General features: G+C 65.6%; 14 protein-coding genes and 1 tRNA gene. 8 read left to right on the plus strand and 7 right to left on the minus strand.

Going from position 1 to position 18,673, the window contains the following annotated elements:
* Window positions 1-199: 199 nt before the first annotated feature.
* From G4D83_RS04500 to G4D83_RS45875, 7 genes are all read left to right on the plus strand, one after another.
* Entirely contained in the window at window positions 200-1,402 is a 1,203-nt protein-coding gene (locus G4D83_RS04500; RefSeq protein WP_163863166.1) for an MdtA/MuxA family multidrug efflux RND transporter periplasmic adaptor subunit, read from the plus strand.
* Window positions 1,403-4,513 (plus strand): multidrug efflux RND transporter permease subunit, encoded by a 3,111-nt coding sequence (locus tag G4D83_RS04505; protein WP_163863167.1) that lies wholly within the window; start codon window positions 1,403-1,405, stop codon window positions 4,511-4,513.
* The gene (locus G4D83_RS04510) at window positions 4,510-7,623 is read left to right on the plus strand and encodes a multidrug efflux RND transporter permease subunit (protein ID WP_163863169.1); all 3,114 of its coding nucleotides are present in this window, start codon (window positions 4,510-4,512) and stop codon (window positions 7,621-7,623) included. The genes G4D83_RS04505 and G4D83_RS04510 overlap by 4 nt, the downstream gene beginning before the upstream one ends.
* A 128-nt stretch (window positions 7,624-7,751) precedes the next feature.
* Window positions 7,752-9,218: an efflux transporter outer membrane subunit gene (locus G4D83_RS04515; protein ID WP_163863172.1), complete on the plus strand. Its 1,467-nt coding sequence runs from the start codon at window positions 7,752-7,754 to the stop codon at window positions 9,216-9,218.
* Window positions 9,219-9,249: 31 nt separating this feature from the next.
* Complete coding sequence (locus G4D83_RS04520; protein WP_163863174.1) at window positions 9,250-9,624, plus strand: DUF1330 domain-containing protein; 375 nt, start codon at window positions 9,250-9,252, stop codon at window positions 9,622-9,624.
* Window positions 9,625-9,815: 191 nt separating this feature from the next.
* Window positions 9,816-11,441 carry an LVIVD repeat-containing protein gene (locus G4D83_RS04525; RefSeq protein ID WP_163863175.1) on the plus strand — a complete coding sequence of 542 codons (1,626 nt, stop codon included), beginning with the start codon at window positions 9,816-9,818 and terminating at the stop codon, window positions 11,439-11,441.
* 74 nt (window positions 11,442-11,515) lie between these two features.
* Window positions 11,516-11,878: an HIT family protein gene (locus tag G4D83_RS45875; RefSeq protein WP_240356149.1), complete on the plus strand. Its 363-nt coding sequence runs from the start codon at window positions 11,516-11,518 to the stop codon at window positions 11,876-11,878.
* On the opposite strand, the gene G4D83_RS04535 is transcribed toward G4D83_RS45875, so the two are convergent.
* The 5 genes from G4D83_RS04535 to G4D83_RS04555 all read right to left on the minus strand — a co-directional run bounded on the left by G4D83_RS04535 (window position 11,772) and on the right by G4D83_RS04555 (window position 15,493).
* Window positions 11,772-12,746, minus strand: a complete 975-nt coding sequence (locus tag G4D83_RS04535) for a DUF6414 family protein (RefSeq protein ID WP_163863177.1) — start codon at window positions 12,744-12,746, stop codon at window positions 11,772-11,774. The two genes, G4D83_RS45875 and G4D83_RS04535, sit on opposite strands and share 107 nt — an antisense overlap.
* Before the next feature lie 21 nt (window positions 12,747-12,767).
* Window positions 12,768-13,493: a nucleotide-binding protein gene (locus G4D83_RS04540; RefSeq protein ID WP_163863179.1), complete on the minus strand. Its 726-nt coding sequence runs from the start codon at window positions 13,491-13,493 to the stop codon at window positions 12,768-12,770.
* 451 nt (window positions 13,494-13,944) lie between these two features.
* A complete protein-coding gene (locus G4D83_RS04545; protein ID WP_163863181.1) occupies window positions 13,945-14,436 on the minus strand; it encodes an ester cyclase in 492 nt (163 codons plus the stop codon).
* A 102-nt stretch (window positions 14,437-14,538) separates the two neighbouring features.
* Window positions 14,539-14,611 (minus strand) — tRNA-Phe (locus G4D83_RS04550).
* A gap of 87 nt (window positions 14,612-14,698) precedes the next feature.
* The gene (locus G4D83_RS04555) at window positions 14,699-15,493 is read right to left on the minus strand and encodes a sigma-70 family RNA polymerase sigma factor (RefSeq protein WP_163863183.1); all 795 of its coding nucleotides are present in this window, start codon (window positions 15,491-15,493) and stop codon (window positions 14,699-14,701) included.
* Window positions 15,494-15,614: 121 nt separating this feature from the next.
* Here G4D83_RS04555 and nhaR point away from each other — a divergent pair, with 121 nt between their 5' ends.
* Window positions 15,615-16,514 carry a transcriptional activator NhaR gene (gene nhaR, locus G4D83_RS04560; RefSeq protein ID WP_163863185.1) on the plus strand — a complete coding sequence of 300 codons (900 nt, stop codon included), beginning with the start codon at window positions 15,615-15,617 and terminating at the stop codon, window positions 16,512-16,514.
* Window positions 16,515-16,526: 12 nt separating this feature from the next.
* Here the strand turns inward: nhaR and G4D83_RS04565 are convergent, their stop codons facing one another.
* Together G4D83_RS04565 and G4D83_RS04570 are read right to left on the minus strand one after the other, a co-directional pair.
* On the minus strand, window positions 16,527-18,116 hold the full coding sequence (locus G4D83_RS04565; RefSeq protein WP_163863187.1) for an amidohydrolase: 1,590 nt from the start codon (window positions 18,114-18,116) through the stop codon (window positions 16,527-16,529).
* A gap of 277 nt (window positions 18,117-18,393) precedes the next feature.
* Window positions 18,394-18,615, minus strand: a complete 222-nt coding sequence (locus G4D83_RS04570; protein WP_163863189.1) for a hypothetical protein — start codon at window positions 18,613-18,615, stop codon at window positions 18,394-18,396.
* Window positions 18,616-18,673 lie beyond the last annotated feature (58 nt).

Consider the following 18,673-nt stretch of genomic DNA (forward strand, 5'->3'; position numbering starts at 1 on the left):
ACCGTTGGCCAGGGACAGAGACCCTGTCCTCCCGTGGCGCTTGAAGGGGACCGGGCCCGTATCCACTCTCCGGGCCCCAGCAGGACGCTGCCTCTCCCACGGGCGTATGAACACGAGCCCTGCTCCCGAGCATGTCCCCCCTGGTGGAGATGGCACGCCACCTCCCCACCCACCCAGGCGCAGGCGTTGGCCCTGGTTCGTGTTGGCCCTGGCCATCCTCGTCTTCGTCGCCGTCCTCCAGGTCCGGCGACGAGGTGACGCCGCTGCGGGCCACACGGCGACAGCGGGCGCACACGGACCGGACGCGGGGCAGAATCGCCCGCAGCAGGTCGTCCCCGACACGGCCAGGGCCCGCGACGTCCCCGTCTACATCGCCGGCCTGGGCGCGGTGACGCCGACCCACTCCGTCACGGTGCGCCCCCGGGTCGACGGACAGTTGATGCGCCTGGCCTTCAAGGAGGGCCAGCTCGTCAACGAAGGAGACGTGCTGGCGGAGATAGACCCCCGGCCCTTTCAGGTCCAGTTGGAGCAGGCCCAGGGGCAACTCCTCCGGGACCGCGCCCTGCTCGCGAACGCCCGCCTGGACCTCCAGCGATACACCACCCTCTTCGCGCAGGACTCCGTGGCGAAACAGACGCTCGATACGCAGGCGGCCCTCGTCCAGCAGTACGAGGGCATCGTGAAGTCAGACGAGGGCGCGGTCGCCTCCGCCAGGCTGAACCTCACCTACGCACGCATCACCTCTCCCGTCGCCGGGCGCGTGGGCCTGCGCCTGGTTGACCCGGGCAACATCGTGGACGCGGCTTCCACCACGGGCATCGTCATCGTCAACAGCCTGCAGCCCATCACAGTCATCTTCTCCGTGCCGGAGGACCGCGTGCCGGACATCCTCGCGAAGCTGGAGGCCCACCAGACGCTCGTGGTCGAAGCCTATGACCGAGGCGACCAGCATCTGCTCTCGCGAGGAACCCTCGCCACCGTCGACAATCAAATCGACCCGACGACAGGCACGGCCCGCCTGCGCGCGGACTTCGCCAACCGCGACTACAAGCTCTTCCCCCAGCAGTTCGTCAACGCACGGCTGCGCATCGACGTGCTCCGCGATGCGACCGTCATCCCCACCGCGGCCATCCAGCACGGCGTCCAGGGGCCCTTCGTCTACATCATCCAGCAGGATGACACCGTCCGCGTCAGACCCGTGTCGCTCGGCCCCACGGATTTGGACGACACCGTGGTGACCCGAGGCGTGAGCGTGGGCGAGCGGCTCGTGGTGGAAGGCGCCGACAAGCTCACCGACGGCGCGCACGTCCGGCTTCAAGCGCACGCGCCTGGCCTGGGCCAGGGCGGAAGCGGCCAGGGCGGGATGGACGCCGGGCACGAAGCACCCGACGGCGGTCGCTAGATGTCCCATCCCTTCATCCTGCGACCCATCGCGACGTCGCTGCTGATGTTGGCGCTGCTGCTGGCGGGAGTGCTGTCCTACCGGCTGCTGCCCGTGTCAGCGCTACCGGAGGTCAACTACCCCACCATCCAGGTGATGACGTTCTACCCGGGCGCCAGCCCGGACGTGATGGCCTCCGCCATCACCGCGCCGCTGGAGCGGCAGTTCGGGCAGATGCCGGGCCTGAGCCAGATGACCTCGTCGAGCTCCGAGGGCGCGTCCGTCATCACGCTCCAGTTCACGCTCCAGATGAGCCTGGACATCGCGGAGCAGCAGGTCCAGGCCGCCATCAACGCCGCCACCAACCTGCTGCCCACCGACCTGCCGAATCCGCCGGTCTACAGCAAGGTCAACCCCGCGGACACGCCGGTCATCACGCTGGCCCTCACGTCCCAGGCGCTGCCGCTGCCCCAGGTCGAGGACCTCGCCGACACCCGGCTCGCCCAGAAAATCTCCCAACTGCCTGGCGTGGGGCTCGTGAGCATCAGCGGCGGTCAGCGTCCCGCGGTCCGCATCCAGGCGAACACCACCGCGCTGTCCGCCTACGGGCTGACCCTCGAAGACGTCCGCACCGCGGTGGCCGCCGCGAACGTGAACACCCCGAAGGGCAGCTTCAATGGTCCGCGTCAGGCCTACACCATCAACTCCAATGACCAACTGCTGGCCAGCGAGGATTACGCACCGCTCATCATCGCGTACCGGAGCATGGCGCCCGTGCGGCTGTCGGACGTGGCGCACGTCTTCGATGGCGCGGAGAACGTGAGACAGGCCGCGTGGATGAACCAGGTCCCCGCGGTGATTCTCAACGTGCAGCGGCAGCCGGGCGCCAATGTGATTGCGGTGGTCGACAGCGTGAAGAAGCTGCTGCCGAGCCTCCAGGCCACGCTGCCAGCCACGATGAAGGTCGTGGTGCTGACCGACCGGACGACGACCATCCGCGCCTCGGTGAAGAACGTCCAATGGGACCTGACGTTCTCCATCGGGCTCGTGGTGCTGGTCATCTTCCTGTTCCTGCGCAACCTCCCGGCCACGTTCATCCCGAGCGTCGCAGTGCCGCTGTCGCTCGTGGGCACCTTCGGCGCGATGTACCTGCTGGGCTTCTCGCTGAACAACCTCACGTTGATGGCGCTCACCATCGCCACCGGCTTCGTCGTCGACGACGCCATCGTGATGATTGAGAACATCTCCCGCTACATCGAGGAAGGCACGCCGCCCATGGAGGCGGCCCTGAAGGGGTCCAAGCAGATTGGCTTCACCATCCTCTCGCTGACTGTCTCGTTGATAGCCGTGCTCATCCCCCTGCTCTTCATGGGGGACGTCGTCGGGCGACTGTTCCGGGAGTTCGCCATCACCCTGGCGGTGACCATCCTGCTGTCGGCCGTCATCTCGCTCACGCTCACGCCCATGTTGTGCTCGCGGCTCTTGAAGCACCGTCCTCTGGGCCAGGAGAGTCGCTTCGAGCGGGTGGTAGGGGGCGGCTTCCAGCGGGTGGTGGACCGCTATGACGTCGCGCTGACCTGGGTGCTGGACCACCGGGGACTGACACTCCTCGTGGCCCTGTCCACCGTGCTGCTCACCGCGCTGCTGCTCTGGGCCATCCCGAAGGGCTTCTTCCCGGTCCAGGACACCGGCGTGCTCCAGGGCATCTCCGACGCGCCCCAGTCCATCTCGTTCTCCGCCATGTCCGAGCGGCAGCAGGCACTGGCGGAGGTCATCCTCCAGGACCCGGCCGTGGAGAGCCTGTCGTCCTTCATCGGCATCGACGGGACGAACACCACGCTGAACAGCGGGAGGATGCTCATCAACCTCAAGCCGTTGGGCGAGCGGGACGTCACCGCCGCCCAGGTCATCACCCGGCTGGGCCCGAAGCTGGCCCAGGTGTCTGGCATCAACCTCTTTCTCTCCTCGGTGCAGGACCTGACCATCGACACCCGGGTGAGCCGCACGCAGTACCAATACAGCCTCGGCTCTCCGGACGCGGCGGAGGTCTCCCTGTGGACGGGGCGGCTCGTCGCCTATCTGAAGCAGCAGCCCGAGCTGGGCGAGGTGTCGAGCGACCTCCAGGAGGGTGGACTGAGGATGAACATCCACCTCGACCGCGACACCGCCGCGCGCCTGGGCATCACCACGCAGCAGTTCGACGACGCGCTCTATGACGCCTTCGGACAGCGCCAGGTGTCGACCATCTTCACCCAGTCGAATCAGTACCGCGTGGTGTTGGAGGCCGCGCCTCGACTCCAGCGCGCCTCGCTCGCACTGGATGCCATCTATCTCCAGTCCGCCACGGGAGGCCCGGTCCCCATGGAGACCTTCACGAAGGTGTCCCAGGGCGTGGGTCCGCTCACCATCAACAGACAGGGACAGTTCCCGGTGGCGGTGGTCTCCTTCAATCCGGCGGCGGGCACCTCCCTGTCACAGACGGTGCATGTCTTCGCCCAGGCAAGGCAGGCCATAGGGATGCCCGCCTCGGTGCAGACGAACTTCGAGGGCACGGCCAAGACGTTCGAGGACTCGCTCGCGAACGAGGGCTTCCTCGTGCTCGCCGCCATCGTCGTCGTCTACATCGTGCTTGGGGTGCTGTACGAATCGTATATCCACCCCATCACCATCCTCTCCACCTTGCCATCGGCGGGAATGGGAGCGCTGCTCGCGCTGCTGGTGTGCGGCATCGACCTGGGGATGATTGCCATCATCGGCATCATCCTGCTCATCGGCATCGTGATGAAGAACGCCATCATGATGATTGATTTCGCGCTGGAGGCCGAGCGCACGAGGGGGAAGACCGCGCGTGAAGCCATCCATGAGGCCTGCCTGCTGCGCTTCCGGCCCATCCTGATGACGACGCTGGCGTCGATGTTGGGCGCCGTGCCGCTCGCCTTCAGCGGGGGAATGGGGTCGGAGCTGCGTCAGCCGCTCGGCATCGCCATCATCGGAGGGCTGGCCGTCAGCCAGGTGCTGACCCTGTTCACCACCCCTGTCATCTATCTGGGCTTCGACGGCCTCTCTCGCAGGGCCTCCACCTGGTTCTCCCGCCACACCGGGCCGCACACGCCGGCAAGGGAGACGGAATGAACCTGTCCGCGCCCTTCATTCGTCGCCCCATCGCCACCTCCCTGCTGGCCGTGGGCATCGCCTTGATGGGGGCGCTGGCTTTCAAGCTGCTGCCCGTCGCGCCCCTGCCCCAGGTGGAGTTCCCCACCATCTCCGTGCAGGCCCAGCTGCCCGGCGCCAGTCCGCAAATCATGGCCACGTCGGTGGCGACTCCGTTGGAGCGGCAGTTGGGCCGCATCGCCGGCATCACCCAGATGACGTCGTCCAGCAACCTGGGCTCGACGAGCATCGTCGTGCAGTTCGATTTGTCGCGAGACATCGACGGAGCGGCGCGCGACGTCCAGGCGGCCATCAACGCCGCGCGGGGAAACCTGCCGACGAACCTGCCGAACAACCCGAGCTACCGCAAGGTGAACCCCGCGGACGCGCCCATCGTCCTGCTCGCGCTGACGTCGGAGACCTTCACGCGAGGCCAGATGTATGACTTCGCGTCCACCCGATTGCAGCAGAGCCTGTCCCAGGTGAGCGGCGTCGGACAGGTGATTGTCGGAGGAGGCGCGCTGCCAGCCGTGCGCGTCGAGGTGAACCCGACGGTGCTCAATCAGAACGGGCTGGGGCTCGATGTGGTCCGGACGTCGCTCGCCGCGCAGAACGCGAACCGGCCCAAGGGACAGCTCGACCAGGGGCCCCTGACGTACTCCCTCCAGACGAACGACCAGCTCTTCACCGCGGAGCAGTACCGCGCGGTCATCATCGCCTACAGGAACGGCGCGCCGGTGAGGCTCCAGGACGTGGCGGACGTCACCGACAACAACGTCGAGGATGTCCACAGCCTGGGCCTGGCCAATGGCAAGCAGGCGGTCCTCCTGGTCGTCTTCAAGGAGCCCGGGGCGAACGTCATCGACACGGTCGACGCCATCCGGGAGATGTTGCCGGTCCTCCAGGCGCAGATGCCTGCGGGCATCGACATGACGGTGACGATGGACCGCACGACGACCATCCGGGCCTCGCTCCATGACGTGGAGGTCACCCTGCTGCTGGCGGTCGCCCTGGTCATTCTCGTCGTGTACGCGTTCCTCGGCAGCGTGCGCGCCACCCTGATTCCGAGCGTGGCGGTGCCACTGTCGCTGCTCGGCACCTTCGCGGTGATGTACCTGCTGGGCTACAGCCTGGACAACCTGTCGATGATGGCGCTGACCATCTCCACGGGCTTCGTCGTGGACGACGCCATCGTGGTATTGGAGGACATCGAACGGCACGTCGAAGAAGGGGTGCCCCCCCGGGAGGCGGCGCTGCGAGGCGCGCGCGAGGTCGGCTTCACCGTCATGTCGATGAGCATCTCCCTCATCGCCGTATTCATCCCGCTTCTCTTGATGCAGGGCATCGTCGGTCGCCTGTTCCGCGAGTTCGCCGTCACGCTGTCAGTGGCCATCCTGGTGTCGCTGCTGGTGTCGCTGACCGTGACGCCCGTGATGTGCTCATGGCTGCTGAAAGCGCGTGCTCCCCGGGCGAAGTCCTCCTCGCGCTTCAATCCCCGGCTGTTCGAGCGGCTGCGTGACGGTTACGCGAGGAGCCTCGACTGGGCGCTGCGGCATCCCGGGCTGTTGATGTTCGTGCTGTTCGTGGCCATCGGGCTGAACGTGTCGCTGTTCATCTTCGTGCCGAAGGGCTTCTTCCCACAGCAGGACACGGGCCGGCTGAGCGCGAGCGTCCAGGCGGAGCAGGACATCTCCTTCGACGCGATGGCCCAGAAGTTCACGCGGTACGCGAAAATCATCGGAGAGGACCCCGGGGTGGAGGCCGTGTCGGGGACGTTGGGAGGCTCAGGCGGCGCGAGCAGCTCCGCGAACACCGGCTCGTTCTTCGTGACGCTCAAGCCGCTGGAGGTGCGCAAGACGAACGCGGACGCGGTCATCAACCGGCTGCGCGGCAAGCTGGCGGTGGTGCCGGGAGCCTCCGTGTTCATGCAGTCCGCGCAGGACCTGGTGATTGGAGGAAGGCAAGGCGGGGCGCAGTACCAGTACACCCTCTCCGCCGACAACCTGGACGTCCTGAGTGAGTGGGGGCCTCGGGTGATGGCCCGACTTCAACAAATCCCCGGCGTCTCCGACGTCAACACCGACCAGCGGGACCATGGCCTGCAGACCTACGTGACGGTGGACCACGACACGGCCAGCCGCTTCGGCATCACTCCCGCGCAAATCGACACCGTGCTCTACGATGCGTTCGGCCAGCGGCAGGTGTCGACGATGTATACGGCCAGCAATCAGTACCATGTGGTCATGGTCGTCCAGGACCGCTTCTGGCAGCGCCCGGAGAGCCTGAATGACATCTACGTCGCCTCCGCGAGTGGCAGACAGGTGCCGCTCGCGGCGTTCTCCCGGTTCGCGGCGTCCGACACGTTGCTCTCCGTGAACCACCAGGGACAGTTCCCCTCGTTGACGCTGTCCTTCAACCTTCTGCCAGGGACATCGCTGGGCACGGTGGTGACAGAGATTGAAGCGGCGGTCCAACAGTTGGGGCTGCCAGCGGCGGTGCGCGGCGACTTCAGCGGCACTGCGCAGGCATTCCAGGCCTCGCTCGCCTCCGAGCCGCTGTTGATTGCCGCCGCCCTGCTCGCCGTCTACATCGTGCTGGGGATTCTCTACGAGAGCATCATCCACCCCATCACCATCCTCTCGACGTTGCCGTCGGCGGGAGTGGGGGCGCTGCTCGCGCTGCTCCTCTTCAAGCTGGAGCTCTCCATCATCGCGTTGATTGGCATCATCCTCCTGATTGGCATCGTCAAGAAGAACGCCATCATGATGATTGACTTCGCGTTGGCGGCGGAGCGCGGGGGTGAACTGGGCCCGCGCGAGGCCATCTACCAGGCGGCTCAACTGCGCTTCCGGCCCATCCTGATGACGACGATGGCCGCGCTGCTCGGGGCGCTGCCGCTCGCGTTGGGAACGGGCGTCGGCTCCGAGCTGCGCAAGCCCCTGGGGGTCGCCATCGTCGGGGGCCTGTGTGTCAGTCAGGTCCTCACGCTCTACACCACGCCGGTCATCTACCTGACGCTGGACACCTTCGGACACTGGGTCCGCCGACAGCGCACCCGGTTGTTCCCCCACGTCACTCCGAATGGTCCGTGATTCGGGAGCACACGATGTCAGCGAGTCCGCCTTCATGCCCCACCAGCATTCCCCACGGGGTGGGCCGCGCCCGCGCATCCATCGTGTCAGCGAGTCTGGCTTCATGCCTGGCCAGCGGCCCACACGGGATGGGCCGCGCTCGAGCGCTCATCCTTGGGGCCAGGGTGCTCGCCACGGTGATGCTCGGCGGCTGCGCGGTGGGTCCCAACTACCAGCGGACCCAGGTGGCGGTACCCGAGCACTTCAAGGAAGCGGCGGAGGGCTGGAAGCCCGCGCAGCCCAGCGACCACCACGAGCGCGGAGGGTGGTGGGCGGTCTTCGAGGATTCGAGGTTGAGCGAACTCGAGGAGCGAGTCGCGCTCGCGAACCAGACTGTCGCGGGGTTCGAGGCGGCCTATCGGCAGGCCCGGGCGTTGGTGGCACAGGCTCGCGCCGGGACGTACCCGGTGCTCGGCGCCTCCGTGTCGGCGGGGCGCTCCCGGGGCCGAGGACGCGGCACGGGCGTGGATACCGGTACGAGCAGCATCGGCAATGACTACAGCGCCTCACTGGATGCCTCGTGGGAGCCCGACCTCTGGGGGCGTGTGCGTCGGCAGGTGGCGGGCGCGAAGGCCTCCGCGCAGAGCGCGGCCGCGAACCTGGCGAACGCGAAGCTGTCCGCGCAGGCCCTGTTGGCGCAGAGCTACTTCCAGTTGCGCGCGCTGGATGCGACCCAGAAGTTGCTGGATGAGACCGTCCTGGCGTACCGGCACTCGCTCACGCTGACCCAGAATCGCTACGAGCAGGGTGTCGCCGCCCGCACGGATGTGCTCCAGGCCCAGACGCAGTGGCTGCTGGCGCGGGCGTCCGCGGCCGAGAACGAAATCGCGCGGGCCCAGTTCGAGCACGCCATCGCGGTGCTGGTGGGCGAGCCCGCGTCGAGCTTCGCGATTGCCCGCGAGCCGCTTCGAGCGACGCCGCCGGAGATTCCCGCGCAACTGCCTTCGTCGCTGCTGGAGCGGCGTCCCGACATCGCGGCGGCCGAGCGCGCCGCGGCGGCGGCGAATGAGCAGATTGGCATCGCCATCTCCGCCTTCTTTCCATCGCTGACGCTGTCCGCGTCCGGAGGGTTCAGCAGCCTGGCGCTCGCGCAGTGGTTGAGCGCGCCGTCGCTGGTGTGGTCACTCGGTCCCCAACTGGTGGCCACGCTCCTGGACGGAGGCTTGCGCACGGCGCAGACCGATGCGGCGCGAGCGCAGTATGACCAGAGCGTCGCGAACTACCGGCAGACGGTGCTGGCCGCGTTCCAGGATGTCGAGGACGCCCTCGTGTCCCTCCGGGTGTTCGAGCAGGAGGTCATCCTGCAGGAGGAAGGAGTCCAATCGGCCCGACAGGTCGTGGACATCGTGACGAACCAGTACAAAGCAGGCACGGCGACGTACCTCGACGTGATTGTCGCGCAGACCACGGCCTTCAGCGCCGAGCAGAAGCTGGTAAGCATCCGGGGGCAACGGATGGTGGCCGCCGTCAACCTCATCAAGGCGCTGGGTGGTGGCTGGGATGTGAAGCAACTCGATGAGGACCCACCGAAACCGAAGGACACGAAGCCCCGATAGTGGCCGCACCGTTCTTCTCCAGGAGAAATCAATGGCCGTCGACCCCAAGATTTCCGACATCCAACGGTTCAAGCAGGAAGACACGGGAGGGCCCGTGGTCATGTTGAACCTCGTGCGCTTCAAGCAGGACGGAGGCCGCACGACGTACAAGGAGTACGCGAACGCCGTCCTGCCGTTCCTGAAGAAGGTCGGGGGCCAGCCGCTCTATGCGGGGGATTGCTCCACGCCGCTGGTGGGTGAACCCGGCCAGCTCTGGGACGCGGTACTGCTGGTCCGCTACCCCAATCGCTCGGCGTTCCTGCAGATGGCCATGGACCCTGAGTACCAGCACGTCTCGAAGCTGCGCACGGCCGCGCTCGAAGAGGCCGTGCTCCAGGCCACGACTCCCTGGCCGGGCTCTCCGTAACTCCGAGCAGGGACCACGCATCGGTGCGGCGCGCGCTCCGCGCCAATGCGCAAACAATCCTTGTCCGGTGAATCTCATCCCGCCGGGCTAAGGGATTTGCCATACATGCCCGGATTGGAATCCTGCGCTAATCGCTCGCTTCGGTCGCGGTGTCCGTTCTGGACCTCGCCACTCGAAAGGAGCCTCGCGCCATGGCCCTCGGTTCACCGTCCCCTGCCGTTGTTGTCATTGGCTGTGCCTTGCTGTGCTTCGCCTGCTCCGACAAACCAGGGCCGGTGGAGCCGCCTCCCCCGCCCGTGGAGCCGTGGGACGGAACGTACACGCCACTCGTCGAGACCACGGACTGGGTCGACCGGGGCCCCTATGCGCCCTGCTCCTTCACCCCAGCGAGGGGCACCGTCGTCGACTGCGACGACCCCTCGCTCTTCGACCTGTCGAAGTGTGACCTCAGCTCGCTCGACGCCCTGGATGCGCACGGCATCTACCAGGTGGACGTCCGCCATGACCTGGGCTTCCCCGACTTCGTGGGCGTTCGGGTGCCCCAGGATGGCAGCACGGGGACCCTGGACGGCACACCGCTCACGAGGCAGCAGGTGCCGGGGCGCTTCACCCTCTCCACGCGGTACACCCAGCGAGACGTCTCCCGGCAGACGGTCCTCGTCGGTTGTGGCCGTCAGGCCTCCTCTGGACTGGTGACAGGCTGTTTCGTCCGCTGTGCGAATGGGAAGGCCGGCAGCTGGGGCACCTTCGAGGCCGCGAGGATGACGTGGGCCCGAGGTGAAGCCGAGTCCTCGGGCGGCCTGCGCCTCATCTCCGAAACGTCGATCCCACTCACCGGGACGCACGCGGACGTCTATGTCGCCCATCAGCACGCCTACGTCGTGTCCATCGACCTTATCGCGGAGACCCAGGGTGGGCTCACGGTCTTCGACGTCAGCGACCCGAGCCACCCCGTCCTCAAGAAGAACATCTCCCTTCCGGGAGACTCCTACTGGAATGCCGCATGGACGAAAGACAACGCGCTCTACGTCGCCAGCAAGAAATCGGGGGTCATCGTCTTCGACATCACAAACCCTGCGGACCCCATCTTCGTGCGCAGCGTGCCGGGAGGCGCGCCCCTCAACGTCCATACCTTCTTCGGGGATGGAAACCGGCTCTATGCCGTGTCCCCCGGACCCGCGCCGCACGGAGAGACGCTCATCTTCGACATCTCCACGCCGCTGGAGCCCGTGCTGCTCAACCGCTTCGTCGTCTCCGACACGACGTCCTATATCCCCTCGGCGCACGACTCCTTCGCCTATCAGGACCGGCTCTACATCAACCATTTCAGCTCGGGCTACGTCGTCTTCGACGTGAAGGATGCGATGAACCCTCGCGAGCTGGGGACCTATACCTTCGACACGGAGAACAGCTCATCGATGAGTCACGCGGGCGCGGTGGGGACCTTCGCGGGAAGGACCATCGCCTTCGAGGGTGGCGAGGGACAGGGAACCCGCCTGCGCGTGCTCGACGTCACGGACCCCACGAACATCCCGCTCATCGGCACGTACAACCTCCGCTTCCACTCCTCCATCCACAACATGATTCTGAAGGACAAGCGGCTCTACCTCACCCACTACCACGAGGGAGTGCGGGTGCTGGACGTCTCCATCCCGACCCACCCGCGCGAAATCGCCCACTTCAACACCTTCCGTGAGTCCGACCCGAACCGGACCGACAGCATCCTCGATGGCGCCATCGGCATCCGCGTCCCGGGAGACGGCTACGTGTACGTCGTGGACACGTCCCGGGGCCTGCTCATCTTCAACGAACTCTGAGTCCTGCCGCGCGGTGACCGCGCTCCCCATCAGGTCCGTCCTGAAAAGCCAGGTGGCTGGGATAGGGTGGCGAGGTGTCCTCCCCGTTCCTGCTGATTCCAGAATCCGAGTGGGTCGCCTCGAACACACTCGCCTTCGCCATCCGGGATGCATCCCCCGCCAGTCCCGGGCACACACTGGTGATTCCCCGGCGGCCCGTGGCCACCTGGTTCGACGCCACGGCCAAGGAGCAGCGCGCCCTCTTCGAGCTGGTGGACGAAGTGAAGCGGGGGCTGGACGCGGAGCTGAAGCCGGACGGCCATTCAACAATGACTTTTACGTCCACTGAATTTACTTCGCCGAACCCGGAGAGTCGATTTCAACATAAATCGCAATCGGGTCCAGCACCACCTCATTGTCGAGCGCCCCAAGAAACGTCTCCTCAATACCATGCATAGCAGAAACCATATGCAACACACCCGCCTTGACGTTCATTTGCTCTCCATTCTCGTCAACACCTGGAGATGAACGAGCCCTACGGCCGTCTGACTTTCCCGCCCGCGTCGGAATTCCTACGACTGTAACTGGCCTATCGGTATGCCTAGCATACTTATGCATCAGCATCGACGCAGACTCCCTAAGCGCCTCGGCCTTCATAATTCCGCTAAAAACCAACTCCCCCCCTCCCGACAGGGCCACCGGAATCTGTAACTGCAACTGATCCTCAAAGCCATAATCCAAAACCATAGTCAACTTCTTCAGAAACTGTTCATCCATGCGCTTACCAGCCATCTTGGACAACTGCTGAGGCGAAAGCTGGCGCTCAAGCTGTTTTTTAGCCTTAGCTCGTTCATTTGGATCTTTAATCCCCTGCAGCGCCTCCTCCATCGCCTTACGATGTTCCTCCACTTTCGAATATGTCGAAACGTACAACAACGCATCAAGCAACTCATTGAATCGAGACACCAAGCCCTTCAATCGCGGCGCATCCACAACAACAGCAGGCCCAGATACGCGCACAAATCTAGACAAATAAAAATCAACCACCCCCGAATCATGGGTCACATCAGCAAGTAGCTTTCGCCCCTCAAGCTCTCGCTCAAACAGGCTGTATGCATAGTCATGGAGGAACTTCTTCTCCGTAGTCCCACTCCTCTCAGAAGCAATTTCGGCCACCAACCTGGTTCTATCTTCTGTGGCACCACGAACCTCATCGTGAACCCGAGAACGGTCCGTCGAACTCACCACATACTCAGTCAATCCACTGAAGAGCTGAGAGGAAAACGAATAGAGTTTATACTCATCGAGATACAAGAAAGAACGCATTGTCACTGAGCACCCCCGTAGCTATCTCTCCACGATCTGAACCACGGCTCCATTATCTACGACGACCTTCAATCCGCGTCGACTTGCATTCACGACCACTTTGGTAAGTCTAGCTGAAGTACCTGGCTGAAGGTGCAGCTGCTCGTCGATTTCCGCATGCGACATGGGCTGCATCAAGACATCCACAACAGTCCGCAGCAACCACGCATCTATTATGGCGGAGGCCTCGACATCAGTCAGTGCCAACGTCGAAACATGCGTCTCAACAGGAGGTTCACTTGGCCGTCGCTTCAATGACAGCTTTACCAATTGAGCAAGGATTTTATTGCAGGCCACCGCCAACGCAGCCTCAAGATTCCCATCGGACCGCTTGGAGTCAAACGTAGCTGGCGTAACTCCCAATATATCAGTAGGGAGATGAAGATTGGTCTCTCCTTGGGGGACAACAAAATAAACACGATTTCTACCGAGCGCCCCCATAAACAAACCCAACTCAAATACGACATTGTCGCGAGGCACGCGCATCTCGGTGCGCCGCATCGTCACCAGATCATCAGGAGTAAACACAAAAACAGCCGCATCGAATGCTCGCGTCCCATCGGTCAATGACTCGAGACTTGATTTCGAGAGTTCGAAAAAACCCTGAGTCCAAACAGTGACTTCCGCAGCGCGCTCCATATTTGCTTGAATAGCATGGGCAACACCGAGGCTTTCGGAAGAAGACCCGACGAAGACTCTTGGCTTCATTTATTCTCACAATACTTATGCAATTGTTGACCTGACTATGCAGGCAGCAGTGCCCCGGTTTCCGCTACCTGTACGACGTCCTTTTCGATCTGCAACAACTCATCATTGATCCCATTGTGCAAGAAGGTAAGCGCCATATTCCTGATTGTCCCACATTCACTCCACCCATCCCGATGCAAAAAATAAAAGGGCCCTGAACCGAAGTCCAGAGCCCAAAAGCTTTCAACGCGGTGTACCCAGAGGCGGAACCGAACCACCGACATAGGGGCTTTCAGTCCTCTGATCTACCGACCTAGCTACCCGGGCGGATTGAGCACCACGACATGCCGGGCGCTCATATCGAGCCCTTGCCGGGGCTGGCAGAGAGATTCGCTCGGAGCACCTCTGTGCGACTGCCCGCAGCAGGGCATGATTACTCCGAAGCATTCGTCGTGAGTCCTGGGTTGATGGGTCAGCGGGATTGACCCGCGCTGAGTTGCTGGCGCAAGGTCGCCTCGTCAATGAGACCCCAGCGCTCCAGCAACTTGCCGTCGTCGGAGAAACGCAGGATGTCGATGACAGTGTAGGAAATCGTGCGGCCTGTCGGGGCAAAGCCCATGAAGGGCCCGTGATGGGTGGCCTGGGTCGTGACGCGACAGGCGACCTTGTCCCCCTCGGCGACGAGGTCCTCGATGGTGAAGCGGATATCGGTCATCGCGGTCCGCAGCCCGGCGAACCCCTTCTTGATTCCATCGCGACCCAACTCCATGTCCGGGTCCGGGTTGTGGTCGACGGCGTCGCGCTGGATGACTTCATCGAGGACGTCGAAGTCGCCGGTCCGGATGGCTTCGTCGAGCTTCGCGTAGAACCGGCGAACGGCGTCCTTGGGGGATGTGGTCGTAGGAGAGCGCATGCCAGGGAACCTGAACGAGACGGGCCAACCCGTCTTGAAGGAATCGGACACCCACTGGCTGAACCGCTCGCTTCGCGGGTTTCGTCCGGCGCTCCGGGCAAAAAGAAAGGGCCCTGAACCGAAGTCCAGGGCCCCAAACTCTTCAACTCTGTGTGCCCAGGGGCGGAATCGAACCACCGACACGGGGATTTTCAGTCCCCTGCTCTACCGACTGAGCTACCTGGGCGTACGGGTCACCGCGAGAGGCCGCGCTCTCATATCGAGCCCTTCCCAGGGCCGTCAAGCACCCTTTTCCCGGCGCCCCCTCCCCTCGTCATGCGGCACGGGACATGGCCTCCGCGTCCCAGGTCGTCAGACTGGCCGTGAGCCTCTTCTTCAGCTTCGCCCTCAGCCCCTGTTCGATCTGCCGGATGCGCACCGCCGTCACCCCGAAACGCCGAGCCAGCAGCTCCGCGCTCGCCGCCTCCTCCGCCAGCATCCGCTCCTCCACCAGCGCCCGCTCCCGCGCGTCCAGCTCCGGCCACGCCGCCTCCACGCTCGCCCGCAGCCTCGCCGCCCACTGCGCCCGGTCCACCACCTCCTCCCGCGGCTCACCCTCCCCCTCCAACACCTCCAGCCGCGTCACCTCACCGTCCTGCGTCACCGGCGCGTCCAGCGACACGTCCCGGGCCAACGACTCCGTCGCACGGACCACGTCCTCCTCCTTCTTCCCGAGAGCGGCCGCCAGCCGGCGCACCACCTCCGGATGACCCTCCCCCCACCGGGCCTCCAGCCGCGCCCGCTCCCGCCGGAGCTGGAACACCACCCACGGCGCCCGCCCCCCCGCCATGCTCCAGTTGCGGCTCACGTACGCCCGGATGCGCGCCCGAATCCACTGGCTCGCGTATGCCCCGAACGGAATCCCCCGCTCCTCGAACCGGCCCGCCGCCTCCATCAACCCCACGTTCCCCTCGGCCACCAGTTCGTCCAGCGGCAACCCCGTCCACCGGTACTTCCACGCCAGCCGCTCCACCAGCACCAGGTGCTCCCTCACGCGCGTCTCCACCACCTCGCGGAGCACCTCAAGCTCACGGGACTCACAGGACACGCTCGGGTTGATGGCTTCCATGGACCTCCTCCGGTCTCTTCGCGGCGAAGAACTCGTCCGCGAATGCACATAGAGATAAGCCAGGACCATTCTTAATAAAATTAGGTAGTTTGAACGCAACCCATCGGTTATCTCTATGGGTATGAGCTGGCTCAACTACCATCATCTCCTGTATTTCTGGACGGTTGCGCGGGCGGGCAGCATCGCCAAGGCAGGCGAAGAGCTGCACCTCGCTCAACCCACCATCAGCAGCCAGCTCAAGCTGCTGGAGGAGTCGCTGGGCCACAAGCTCTTCGAGCGACAGGGCCGCAAGCTCGTCCTCACCGACGTGGGGCGCACCGTCATGCGGTACGCCGATGAAATCTTCCGCCTGGGCAACGAGCTGAAGAACGTGGTCGCTGGGCTGCCCCCCGGCCAACAACTGCGCCTCAACGTGGGCATCCTCGACGTCATTCCCAAGCTCGTCGCCGAGCAGCTCCTCAAGCCCGCACTCGAGGCAGGCCCTTCGCTGCGCATCATCTGCCGCGAAGGCCCCCTGCCCCAGTTGCTCGCCTCGCTCGCGCTGCACGAGTTGGACGTGGTGCTCGCCGACGCACCCAGCTCCGAGCCCGTCAGCGTCCGCTCCTTCAACCACCTGCTCGGCAAGTGTGGCGTGTCCTTCTTCGCCGCCGACAGCCTGCGTCACCTCAAGAAGGACTTCCCCCGCTCCCTCGACGGCGCGCCCATGCTGCTGCCCTCGGACGAGTCCTCCGTGCGCCGCTCGCTGGACCTCTGGTTCGAGCGACAGGGCCTGCGCCCCCTCATCGCCGGCGACTTCGACGACAGCGCCCTGCTCCAGGCCTTCGGCCAGAGCGGCCACGGCGTCTTCGCCATGCCCTCCGTCATCGAGTCGCAGATGGAGCGCGAGTACAACTGCTCCGTCATCGGCCGCACCGACGAAATCGAGACCTGCTTCTACGCCATCACCGTCGAGCGCCGCCTGCGCCACCCCGCCGTCGTCGCCATCGCCGAGGCGGCCCGCTCGCAAATCTTCAGCGTCTGAGGCCCGCGGCGCTCAAGGCGAGGCGCGGTACACCTCCACGCCCGCCACCACCGTCGCCAGCACCCGCGCATCCACCAGCGCCTTCGCGGGCCCCTCCACCGGGTCCACCGACAGCGCCACGAAGTCCGCGTCCTGCCCTGGTGCCAACCCGCCGCGCCGAGCCTCCTCGAAGGACGCCCACGCCGGCCCTCGCGTGAAGCCCTCCAGGGCCTCGTACCCCGACAGCGCCTCCTCCGGCAGCCAGCCTCCCTCGGGTCTGCCCGTGGCGTCCTGCCGCGTGCGCGCCGCGTACAGCCCCGCCAGGACGTCCGGGTTCTCGATGGGGAAGTCGCTGCCCAGCGCGAGGGTGGCCCCCGCGTCCTTCAGGCTGCGCCACGCATAGGAGCCCCGGAGTCGCTCGCGGCCCAGTCGTGCTTCCGCCCACGGCATGTCGCTGGTGGCATGGGTGGGCTGAACGCTCGCCACGAGGCCCGCCGCGCCCAGGCGGGTGATGTCCTCGCGTCGCAGAATCTGCGCGTGCTCCACGCGGTGCCGCAGCGCCTTCGTGCCCGTCTCCTCCGACACGCGCGTGAGGACGTCCACCACCAACGTATTGGCACGGTCTCCAATGGCGTGGATGCACACCTGGAAGCCCCTGGCCATGAAGGCACGGCTCCGGGACTCGAGCTCCTCGGGCGACATCAACAACAGCCCGCGCTGTCCCGGCTCGTCACAGTAGTCCTCGTGCAGCGCCGCGCCCCGGCTGCCCAGCGCCCCATCCGCCAGGAACTTCACCGCGCGCATCGTCAGCATCCGCCCCTGCCAGGGGCCTTGTTCCAGATAGGCGTGCCGCTCGTCACCCTGACCCGCAGCCATGGCGTAGATGCGCAGCGGGAGCGTGCCCTCCGCGTCCCACTGTTGAAGCAGCCGGAACGCATCCAGGTCCATGCCGGCGTCGTGGACTCCCGTCAGGCCCACCCGGGCACAGCGCTCCAGCGCCGCGCGGAGCCGTGTCTCCAACTGCGCCTTCGTGGGTGGTGGCATCGCCGCGGCCACCACGTCCATGGCGTTGTCCACCAGCACTCCCGTCGGCTCGCCCTTCGCGTCCCTCAGGATGCGGCCTCCCTCGGGGTCCGGCGTGTCGCGGGAGATGGCTGCTCTGCGCAGCGCCTCACCGTTCACCCAGGCCGCGTGGTGGTCCACTCGCGTGAGGAACACGGGCGTCGTGGGGAACAGGGCATCCAGTTCGGCCCGACCCGGGAAGGCGCCACCGGGCCACTCGTTCTGGTCCCAGCCCCGTCCCACCAACCAGTCACCCTGGAAGCTGGAAGCGGGCGCCTGCGTCAGTCGGCGCAACGCCTCCTCGACCGAGGGCGCCTTCTCCAATCGCACCGTCGTCAGGCTTCGCCCCAGGCCGTGCAGATGCGCGTGGGCGTCCACCAGCCCCGGCACCACCGCGGCGGCTCCCAGGTCCACCTCTCGCGCACCGGGCGCGGCCGCCCTCACTTCGTCACGCGTGCCCACCGCCACGACACGTCCATCTCGCACCGCCAGGGCGTGCGCCCGCGGGCGCGTCGCATCCAGCGTCCAGATTCGCTCTGCCAGATAGACCGTGGTCTCCACCGTGCGCCTCCGCCTGCTCCGCGTCGGGCTTCGTCCCCACGCGGTTCGCGCGAACTGTGCGCGAGCGGACGAGCGGTGTCACGAGGTCCATCCGCCTGGAGGCGCGATGAGCGGAGGGATGGTGTCACGAGAGCCCTCTGCCCGGAGGCGCGATGAGCGGAGGGGCGGTGTCACGAGGACCGTCTGCTTGGAGGCGCGATGAGCAGAGCCGGCGCGGGCCGCGAGCAGGCTCCTGGCTCGCGCCTCACGGCGACGGGCGTCCGCGTAAGGCGGCGCGCTATTGCGGCTGCGTCTCCGTCTCCGTCGTGCCCGCGTCGGGCTGCGCAGGCATGGGCGTGGCGGGGCCGGGCGGTTCGTCCGGCACGGTCTGCACGGGCTCCCGCACCTGGTCAGGGCCCTGGAGCGGCTCCTGTTGGTCCGTCCCGGCGGGCTGCGTGGTCTTGCAAGCCAGCGGCACTGCGGCCAGGCAAAGGGCGGCGATGAGGGCAACGCGGCGCATGAATCCTCCCCTTCGGAGTCTTGGCGAGCAGCGAATGTGCTGCCTGTCGTTCCCACCG

Source organism: Myxococcus eversor, assembly GCF_010894455.1.
Lineage (GTDB): Bacteria > Myxococcota > Myxococcia > Myxococcales > Myxococcaceae > Myxococcus > Myxococcus eversor.